This is a genomic window from Mesorhizobium sp. M6A.T.Cr.TU.017.01.1.1 (assembly GCF_004023115.1).
GTDB lineage: Bacteria > Pseudomonadota > Alphaproteobacteria > Rhizobiales > Rhizobiaceae > Mesorhizobium > Mesorhizobium mediterraneum.
This window is the reverse complement of the sequence record NZ_RZTA01000022.1, coordinates 63,958-73,787: the sequence shown is the minus strand read 5'-3', so window position 1 is coordinate 73,787 and position 9,830 is coordinate 63,958. Positions and strand designations below refer to the sequence as shown.

At 63.4% G+C, this 9,830-nt stretch carries 9 protein-coding genes; 4 read left to right on the top strand and 5 right to left on the bottom strand.

Translation table 11 applies throughout. From position 1 onward, the window contains the following. Nucleotides 1-183 (top strand): NIL domain-containing protein (locus EOB36_RS10040; RefSeq protein WP_281035470.1); only part of this gene is annotated, 183 nt, incomplete at its 5' end. After that, complete coding sequence (locus tag EOB36_RS10035; RefSeq protein ID WP_128284782.1) at nt 164-820, top strand: methionine ABC transporter permease; 657 nt, start codon at nt 164-166, stop codon at nt 818-820. The genes EOB36_RS10040 and EOB36_RS10035, both read left to right, overlap by 20 nt. A gap of 2 nt (nt 821-822) precedes the next feature. Here the strand turns inward: EOB36_RS10035 and EOB36_RS10030 are convergent, their stop codons facing one another. The 5 genes from EOB36_RS10030 to EOB36_RS10005 form a co-directional block, all read right to left on the bottom strand. Further along, on the bottom strand, nt 823-1,938 hold the full coding sequence (locus EOB36_RS10030; protein ID WP_128284781.1) for an aminomethyltransferase family protein: 1,116 nt from the start codon (nt 1,936-1,938) through the stop codon (nt 823-825). Between the two features lie 237 nt (nt 1,939-2,175). Beyond that, entirely contained in the window at nt 2,176-2,952 is a 777-nt protein-coding gene (locus tag EOB36_RS10020) for an ABC transporter substrate-binding protein (protein ID WP_128284780.1), read from the bottom strand. 105 nt (nt 2,953-3,057) lie between these two features. Then, on the bottom strand, nt 3,058-3,786 hold the full coding sequence (locus EOB36_RS10015; protein ID WP_128284779.1) for a hypothetical protein: 729 nt from the start codon (nt 3,784-3,786) through the stop codon (nt 3,058-3,060). Then, nucleotides 3,773-5,473: a hydantoinase B/oxoprolinase family protein gene (locus EOB36_RS10010; RefSeq protein ID WP_128284778.1), complete on the bottom strand. Its 1,701-nt coding sequence runs from the start codon at nt 5,471-5,473 to the stop codon at nt 3,773-3,775. The genes EOB36_RS10015 and EOB36_RS10010 overlap by 14 nt, the downstream gene beginning before the upstream one ends. A 1-nt stretch (nt 5,474) precedes the next feature. Next, the gene (locus EOB36_RS10005; RefSeq protein ID WP_128284777.1) at nt 5,475-7,559 is read right to left on the bottom strand and encodes a hydantoinase/oxoprolinase family protein; all 2,085 of its coding nucleotides are present in this window, start codon (nt 7,557-7,559) and stop codon (nt 5,475-5,477) included. A 232-nt stretch (nt 7,560-7,791) separates the two neighbouring features. On the opposite strand from EOB36_RS10005, the gene EOB36_RS10000 reads away from it, so the two are divergent. Continuing rightward, complete coding sequence (locus tag EOB36_RS10000; protein WP_128284776.1) at nt 7,792-8,619, top strand: ferredoxin--NADP reductase; 828 nt, start codon at nt 7,792-7,794, stop codon at nt 8,617-8,619. Nucleotides 8,620-8,780: 161 nt separating this feature from the next. After that, complete coding sequence (gene deoC / locus EOB36_RS09995; RefSeq protein WP_128284775.1) at nt 8,781-9,830, top strand: deoxyribose-phosphate aldolase; 1,050 nt, start codon at nt 8,781-8,783, stop codon at nt 9,828-9,830.

The window sequence follows — 9,830 nt, the reverse complement described above, 5'->3', positions numbered from 1 at the left end:
GCCGTGCCCGGCCCGCTCCGCCTCGTTCACGGCGGCATCGACCATGTCCAGCGGCAGCCTGTCGGCACGCTGTTCCTGGCCGTGCCGGGCAACGACGTAAACCATCTGACGCGGGTGATCGCGTTTCTGAAAGCCCGCGAGGCGCGGGTGGAGGTGCTTGGCCATGTCGCCAATCCTGTTTGAGCTTCTGCTTCGTTCGATTTGGGAGACGATCCTGATGACGGCCGCGTCCGGATTCATTTCGCTGGTTTTCGGACTGCCGCTCGGCCTGGCGCTGGTCGCCACCGACCGCGGCGGCATCGCCGAAAGCCTGTGGGTGAATCGCGTCCTCGGCGCTGTCATCAACGGCTTCCGCTCGGTGCCGTTCATCATCCTGCTGGTCGCGCTGATCCCGGTGACACGGCTGATCGTCGGCACCTCGATCGGCACCTGGGCTGCCATCGTGCCGCTGTCGATCGCGGCCACGCCCTACTATGCCCGCATCGCCGAAGTGTCGCTGCGCGAGGTCGACCACGGGCTGATCGAGGCGGCGCGCGCCATGGGCGGCAACCACTGGACGATCATCCGCGAGGTGCTGGTGCCGGAAGCCCTGCCCGGCATCGTCGCAGGCTTCACGGTCACGCTGGTGACGCTGATCGGCGCCTCGGCAATGGCCGGCGCCATCGGCGCCGGCGGGCTTGGCGACCTCGCCATCCGCTACGGCTACCAGCGCTTCGAGACGTCAGTCATGGTCGCCGTGGTCATCGTGCTGATCATCCTGGTCTGCGGCATCCAGTGGGCCGGCGACCGGCTGGTGGCCAGGCTGGATCACAGGGGGTAGGATCAAGCCCTCAGCCTGGTCCCTTCTGGATCGAAGAATGGCATCGCCGACACCACCGCGCGTGTTGGCGTGCCGTCGATGTCGATGCTGAGTTCTGTGCCGATCTGTGTGAACGGCAGCCGAAGATGCGCGGTCGCCAGCACCTTGCCCAGCGAGTAGCCGTGGTCGCTGTAGGTGACAACGCCGGCATCCTCGCCGCCGGCCAGAACCCGCGCATTCGTTGCGGCCGGCGTGCCGCCTTCGACGGTCAGCCCGGTCCAGCGCTCGTCGACGCCTGTGTCGCGAACTTTGAGCAGCGCCTCGCGGCCAACGAAATCGCCCTTGTCGAACTTGATCCAGCTGTTAAGGCCGACATGAAACGGCGTGCGGGTCTCGTCCATGTCGATGCCATGCGCCGGATAGGCCTTCTCCAGCCCAAGCGTGAACATCGCCAGCACGCCATAGGGTTTCAGGCCGAAATCGCGGCCGGCCCGCATCAGCATGTCCCAGACGGCAGTGGCCTCGTCGGCCGGCACGAAAAGCTCGAAACCGAGCTCGCCGGTCACGCCGGTGCGCGAAATCAGCAGCTTCGTCTCGCCGATCCGCCCTGTGGCGAACGACCAGCGTTTCAGGCCATCCAGGTCGGCGTCCTGCACCAGCACCTTCAAGAGCTCGCGCGAGCGCGGCCCCTGTATCGTCGGGAAGGCGATGGCAGCCGTGATGTCGGTCACATAGGCTTTTCGGCCCTCGGCGTGATGCAGCAGCCAGGGCAGCATTTTCTGGCGGTTGACGGAGCCGGTCACCAACATGAAATGCTCGGGCCCAAGCCTGAACACGGTGAGGTCATCCATGATGCCGCCATCCTCGCGGCAGACGGTCGAATAACGCACCTGTCCCGGCCGCATGGCTGCGGCGTCGTTGACGATGACATGGTTGACCAGGGCCTCGGCGTCCGGACCCTTGATGTCCATCTTGCCCATCGTGCTGAGGTCCTGGACACCGACATTTTTGCGGGTGTTCAGATGCTCGTCTGCAATGCCGGAATAGTATCTGGCGGAAACGAAATCACCGCCGACCCGGCCCATCGTCGCACCGAGCCCGACGATGCTGCTGTAGAAAGGGGATCGCCGTTCGGGCATGATATTTCTTCACCAATTGTCGATCTCGGCGCTGCCCCTCATCTGCCTGCCGGCATCTTCTCCCCGTATAGTGACGGGGAGAAGGGGCTTATTCCTGCACTGCTGATTGGCGAAATCCTCTGGTGACGGCGTCCTTCTCCCCGTCACTATACGGGGAGAAGTGCCCGGCAGGGCGATGAGGGGCAGCACAAACCTGAAGCGATTGCCCGAGCGTTTGAACAAGGCCAAGGCACTCCGCTACTCGCCGTAGACGTCGAAGGCAAAATACTTGTCGTTGATTTCCTTGTATTTGCCGTTGGCGCGCAGCGCGTCGATCGCGGCATCGAGCTTGTCGGCCAGCTCCTTGTTGCCCTTCTGCAGCGCGATGCCGACGCCGGGGCCATGGATAGCCGGGTCGGGGGCCAAGGTGCCGAGCAATTTGCAGCAGGCGCCTTCAGGCTTCTTCAGCCACTCGGTCAGCAGGATAGAGCCGTCCATCACCGCGTCGAGACGGCCATTGACCATGTCTGTGCGGGCGTCGTCGCCGGTCGGATAGGGCTTGGTGGTCGAGCCTGCGTACTTCTGTTCGGCGAAATTCTGATGGATCGTCGCGCTCTGCACGCCCAGCGCCTTGCCTTTCAGGTCCTCGGGCGACGTGCCTGTGACAGTCGAATCCTTCGGCACCGCGATCGCCGGCGGCGTCTGGTAGTATTTGTGGGTGAAATCGACCTTCTCGGCTCGTTCCGGCGTGATGGTGATGTTGATGATGGCATCGAACTTACCGGCCTGCAGTGCCGGGATCGAGCCGTCGAAATCCTGCACGACGAATTCGCAGTCGGTCTTCATCTCAGCGCACAGCGCCTTGCCGAGATCGATGTCGAAGCCGCCCAGCGTGCCGTCGGCATTGGCATAGTTGAAGGGCGGATAGGCACCCTCGGTGCCGAGCCTGAGTTTCTTGTCCTGGGCGGAGGCGGCGCCGGTTGCGAGAGCCAGGGCGACGGACGCGGCAAGCACGAAACGACCGAAAAGGCGCATGATCCAGATCTCCGTTGATAGGGGCAAGTCTACGGGGTTTTGTACCTCCGGCGGAGACGGAAATGACATGCCCTGCGGCGATCACGGCGCGGCCGGGCATTGCCTTTAGTTTCCGGGAAGCTTCAGATTGTTCTCGATGATCTCGCTCGCCCAAGCGAGCCTTTCGCGATCGTCTGGGCGCAACGGGGCCTCAACCGCGACGGTGAACAAATGCCGGGCGAGGCTTTCAGACAAAAGCCATGCGGTGACCTGTTCGCTGACGACCACGCGTCCCTTGTCGAGCTTCTTGATGTTGCCGGTGATCAGGTCCGCACAGTGCAGCATGGCTTCGGGGTAAGGGCTTTCACGCCAGGCGGCCAGTGCAGTTGCCACATCCATTCCGGCAACTACCATGCCCTCCAGCCAGGGAACTGCATTCCCTTTATCGGGGTGCTTGGTCAACGTTTTTCGCCAGGCAGCCTGAAACAGGGCATCGAGGGCCTGCTGCTCTTCGGATGGCCAATCGCGCCAAGAGGTTCTCTCGAGCTTTGCGGCAATTACGTTGGCGTCGAACCCCATCGAAGGCTCGCCTTGGGTGGCAAGTTCAAGCACCCTCGGCAGAAAGTGCCGGTAATCATCGACGTCGCCGACTGTCCATATGGCCGATCCGGCATAGGTGCCGAGTTTTTCGCCGCTGAGTTGCCGTAGCTTGTCACTGGACACTGCCCGAAAGATTGCCTCCGCATCTTCGATCGGCGAGCTATGGAGAAGCCGGGGCAACGGATAAGACGCAAAGACGTCATAGACACGCTCGACCGCGTGAGCCAGTTCAGACGCAGGCTCAGGATTGGTCATCCGTTACGACTCCGAACATATCCCTGGCTTGCTCGGCCGTATAATACCCTAGCCTGACATCTTCAGCGACCAGTTCCGGATCGCGCTGCAGCGGGTCGCCATAACCGCCGCCACCAGGCGTGCCGACGCGCACGCGGTCGCCTGCCTTCAGCGCGATGTCCTGCTCTTTGGAAAGGTGCGGTGGCACATGTTCCTTGCCGTCGCGGAATACGGTCACCGTGTTGACCGCGCCGTCCTTGCCGCCGAGCGCGCCCTGCGGGCCGAAGCGGCCATGGTCCATGACGAAGGAGGCGCGGGCGTCGCCGCGCAGGATCTCGACCTCATAGGCGAGGCCAAAACCACCGCGATGCTTGCCGGCGCCGCCCGAGCCTTCGCGCAAGGCATAGTGGCGATAGAGCACTGGAAAAGCCTGCTCCATGATCTCGACCGGCGGCGACTTGGAAATGCCGATGGTCGAGCAGCCATTGGTCAGGCCGTCATGACCGGCATTGCCGCCATAGCCGCCGCCGGAGATCTGGTACATGACGTAGTCGCGGCCGCGGGCCGGATCGTTGCCGCCGAGCGCGAAATTGCCGCTGGAGCCGGCCGGGGCCGCCGTCACCTTGTCCGGCAGCGCCTGCACCATGGCCGCGAACACCGCCTCGGCGATGCGTTGCGAAACCTCGGCCGCGCAGCCGGACACCGGGCGCGGATATTTTGCGTCGAGGAAGGTGCCTTCCGGCCGCTTGACGATCAGCGGCTCGAAGGCGCCGGCGCTGATCGGCACATCGGGAAAAATATGGCGCATGGCGAGATAGACCGACGACAAGGTCGTCGCCAGCACGCTGTTCATCGGCCCAGCGCAGGGCTTTGACGAGCCGGCGAAATCGAAGCTCAGCGTGTCGCCCTTTTTCTCGACTGCGAGTGCAATGGTCAGCGGCTCGTTCACCACCCCGTCGGAATCGACAAAGGCTTTGGACCGGTAGGTGCCGTCGGGAATGGCTGAGATGTTGGCGCGCATCTGCTCGGCGGCGCGGCGGCGCAGTTCGGCAATTGCCTCGACAGCTGTTTCGTCGCCGTAACGATCCAGGATTCCATTCAGCCGGTCCTGACCAATCAGCAGCGCCGCCGCCTGCGCGCGGATGTCGCCGATGCGCTGGTCGGCAACCCTGATGTTCGAGCAAATGATGGCGTAGATCTCGCGATCGAGCACGCCCTTCTTGAACAGTTTCACCGGTGGCAGCCGCAGGCCCTCCTGCTCGACCGCCGTTGCCGAGGCCGAAAAGCCGCCCGGCACCGAGCCGCCAATGTCAGGCCAGTGGCCGGTGTTCGACAGCCAGCAGAAAATCTTGCCATCCCTGTAGACCGGCATGGCGAAGCGCACATCCATCAGGTGGGTGCCGCCGAGATAGGGATCGTTGACGATGTAGATGTCACCTGGCTCGGGCGGCAGGCAGCGTCCGTCGGCGATCATCTCGATCACGGTTTTGGTCGAATACTGCATGACGCCGACGAACACCGGCAGGCCCTGGCTGCCTTGCGCGATCAGCGATCCGTCAACGGCGGAATAGATGCCGTCGGAGCGATCGTTGGCCTCGGCGATAACAGGCGAAAAGGCGGCGCGCGAAAACGTCAGGTCCATCTCGTCGCAGACCTGCTGCAACGCCGCCTGGATGACCGAAAGCGTGATCGCGTCGAGCTTTTCCATCTCAGGCCTCACCAATGTCGATGATGATGTTGCCGTCGGCGTCCGAGCGCGCCCGGTCGCCGGGCTCGAGCACGGTGGTCGCGTCCATCTGCTCAAGAATCGCGGGCCCTTCGATGACGGCGTCGAGGGGCAGCTTCTCCCTGACGTAGACCGGTGTGTCGTGCCAGCGTCCGCCATACCAGACCGGCCGGACCTCGCGCCGCGCCTCATCGAGCGTTTTGGCGCGGCCAGCCGGGTCGATCAGCCGGGACAGATCGATCGCCGGCCGCACACCCGTCACCGAGGTGTTGAGATTGACCAGATTGGCGCGGATCTCGGGCAGTTCAACCTTGAAGCGGGCGAAATAAGCCTTTTCGAACAGTTGCTGCAGCACGTCGCGGGTCACCGCGGACGACGGCAACGGCACGTTGATGATGTGGGTCTGGCCGACAAACTGCATGTCGGCGGAATGCGTGACCCGGATCGTCTCCGGCTTTACCGCTTCCTTGCCGATCAACTCCTCGCCTTCGTTTCGGTGCCGTTCCAATACGGCGTGAAGTTGGGGTTCATCGAGCCCCGCTACCGGCTGGTTGACCGTGTTGACGAAGTCGTGCCTGAGATCGGCGACGACGCAGCCGAGCGCATTGGTGATACCCGGCCGTGCCGGCACCAGCACTTTGGGCAGGCCGAGCTCGCGCGCCAGTGCGGTCGCATGCAGCGGCCCGGCGCCGCCGAAGGCGAACAGCGCGAAATCACGCGGGTCGTGACCGCGTGACACCGAGACCATGCGGATAGCGCCGGCCATCTTCATGTTGCCCAGCCGCAGCACGGCGCCCGCCGCCTCGACGCCGGACAGGCCGGTGGGTCGGCCGATCCTGTCCTCGAATATGCCAGTGACGTGTTCGACGGTGACCGGGTTTTCGACCGCAAGCAGCTTCTTTGGCGCCAGCCTGCCGAGCACCAGATTGGCATCGGTGATGGTCGGCTCGCTGCCGCCGCGCCCGTAGCAGATCGGACCGGGATTGGCGCCCGCGCTTTCCGGGCCGATCTGGATCAGGCCCGCCGCATCGACGCGGGCGATCGAGCCGCCGCCGGCACCGACCGTATGCACCGCCACCATCGGCACATGGATCGGCATCGCATATTCGATCTCGATCTCGTTCGACACCGCCGGTTCGGCATTGCGGATCAGCGCCACGTCGGTCGAGGTGCCGCCCATGTCGTAGGTGACCAGGTTTTCGAAGCCGGCGCGTTTCCCCGTATAAGCGGCGGCGATAACACCGGAGGCCGGGCCGGACATGACGGTCTTGGCCGACTCACGTGTGACAAAGCGGGCCGAGATCATGCCGCCATTGCCGTTCATGATCAGGAAGTCGCGGGCATAGCCTTGCGATCCCAATTCCTTGCGCAGCCGCTCGACATAGCGCTCCAGGATCGGCTGCACCGAGGCGTTGACCGAGGCGGTGACGCCGCGCTCGAATTCGCGCGCTTCCGACAGCAATGCGTGGCCTGACGTGATGTAGCCGTTTGGCCAAAGCTCGGCGGCGATCTCGGCCGCCCGCCGCTCATGCGCCGGATTGGCATAGGAATGCAGGAAATGGATGACGAGGGATTCGCAGCCGGCGTCGATCAGGCTTTTCACCGCGTCGCGCATCTCGGCTTCGTCGAGCGGAATGCGCACCGCGCCCGAGGCTTCGACGCGCTCCGACACTTCAAGCCGCAGATTGCGCGGAATGATCGGGACGAAGGTCCCTGTCATGCCATAGGCCTGCGGCCGTGTCCGCCGGCCAAGCTCGATGACGTCGCGAAAGCCGCGCGTGGTGATCATGCCGGTTTTGGCCAACCGGCGTTCCAGCACTGCGTTGGTGGTGGTCGTCGTGCCGTGGACGATGAGGTCGATGCCGCGGATGGGAAAACCGGTGGCACTGAGCGCCGAAACGACACCGAAAGCCTGGTTGTCGACCGTGGTCGGGGTCTTGGCGATATGCACCCGGCCACCGCCACGGCCGTCGATCAGAAGCAGGTCGGTAAAAGTTCCGCCGACGTCGATGCCGGCGACGACACTGCCCAGGGAATCCAGCGTCTGCGCCGAAAAATTCTCTTTCATTGTCGAAACCCGAAATGCCCGGACTACTGATATGTCTCAGTTTGGAAAGGTGTTTCACGCTGGCGTCTTGACGCAAATATCATTTGTATACTAATAAATTCCGGACACAAGAGCTTACCGCTTCGCAGTGTGCAAACGGCACGCCGGAACCTGATCGGTTCGGGCGCGCAGGAGAAGGTTTGGCGCCCATCTGAAGATTGGGTCTTGAGCCCGGGCCAGAAGGTTAGGTTTGATGAACACCACATCCGCGCTCAACACCGCCGACGCCCGGCCGTTGCAGTTCCCTATACCGGCCAATGTCTATGCCGAGACCGTCGTCTCGGTGAAGCACTATACCGACCGGCTGTTCTCGTTCCGCATCACCCGGCCGCAGTCGCTGCGCTTCCGTTCCGGCGAATTCGTCATGATCGGCCTGCCCAACGCCGAAAAGCCAGTGTTCCGCGCCTATTCAATCGCCAGCCCTGCTTGGGACGACGAGCTGGAATTCTTCTCGATCAAGGTGCCGGATGGCCCGCTGACCTCGGAGTTGCAGAAGATTGAGATCGGCGACACCGTCATCATGCGGCAGAAGTCGACCGGCACGCTGGTGGTCGACGCGCTGACCCCGGCCAAGCGCCTGTTCATGATCTCGACCGGCACCGGCATCGCGCCCTTTGCCAGCCTGCTGCGCGATCCCGATACCTATGAGAAATTCGAGCAGGTCATTTTGACTCACACTTGCCGCGACAATGCCGAGCTCACCTATGGCCAGGAGTTGGTCGCGGCGCTGGAGAACGATCCGCTGATCGGCGATCTGACGGGCGGCCGCGTCACGCTCTACAATTCGACGACGCGCGAAACCTCCGAGCGCATGGGCCGCATCACCGCGCTGATCGGCTCGGGCAAATTCTATACCGACCTCGGCATCGACAAGCTTGATCCGGAGACCGACCGCATCATGATCTGCGGCTCGATGCATATGCTCAAGGACGTCAAGGAATTGGCCGAAAGCCTCGGCTTCCAGGAAGGTTCGCTGCATCATCCGGCGAGCTTCGTCGTCGAGCGCGCCTTCGTCGGCTGAGGCGTCGGGACGCTGTGGCGTCCGCCTCATGCAAGTTTTGACCGTACGGTCAAAAATCTGCTGCTTTCGTGGCCTTTTTCAACTATGACCGCTTGAAGGACTCGTGAAGCGCTGCTTCACGGGCTATCCTCGGTGGACGTCGCTGAACAAAGGGGCAGGAGATGAGCAGCACAATCCGCGAAGCCGATCTCGGTGCGTCCAAGATCACGCCGCTGCCAGCGCGCACCGCCGCCAATGCACCGGCGCCGCAAGCGCACGGTATTGCCCGCAATCCCGGCATGAAGCTCGATCTCGGCTTCATGGAATCGATGCGCAGCGTCAACCGCTCGGCGCTGGAGCGGCGTGTCGCCAGCCTGACCAAGCGACGCTCGATCAAGGCCGACAACCAGGCCGCCTGGCTGCTGCGCGCCGTCGCCTGCATGGACCTGACCACGCTGAACTCGAACGACACCGAAGAGCGCGTGCGCCGGCTCTGCGCCAAGGCGGTCAATCCGTTCCGCCGCGACATCGTCGAAGGCCTCGGCATTACTGGTGAAAAGATCCGCCCGGCGGCGGTCTGCGTCTATCATCCCTTTGTCGCCACCGCCGTCGATGCGCTGCGCGGCAGCGGCATCCATGTCGCCGCCGTATCCACCGCTTTCCCGCATGGCCTCACCCCGCTTTCGACGCGTCTGCAGGAGATCGAAGCCTCGGTCAGCGACGGCGCCAACGAGATCGACGTCGTCATCCCGCGCGGCTTGGTATTCGGAGCGAAGTGGCAGGAACTCTATAACGAGATCGTCTCGATGCGCGCCGCCTGCGGCGAGGCACATCTGCAGGTTATTCTCGGCACCGGCGACCTCGCCACGCTGCGCAACGTCATGCTCGCCTCGATGGTGGCGATGATGGCGGGCGCCGATTTTATCAAGACCTCGACCGGCAAGGAAAGCGTCAACGCGACGCTGCCGGTCGGCCTTGCCATGGTGCGCGCCATCCGCGCCTATTTCGAGGAAACCGGCTATCTCATCGGCTTCAAGCCGGCCGGCGGCATTTCCACGGCAAAGGCTTCGCTCGACTGGCTGGTGCTGATGAAGGAAGAGCTTGGACGGCGATGGCTGGAACCAGACTTGTTCCGCTTCGGGGCGTCGAGCCTGCTGACCGACATAGAGCGCCAGCTCGAACATCATTTGACCGGTCACTATTCGGCCAATCATCGCCACGCAATGGCGTGA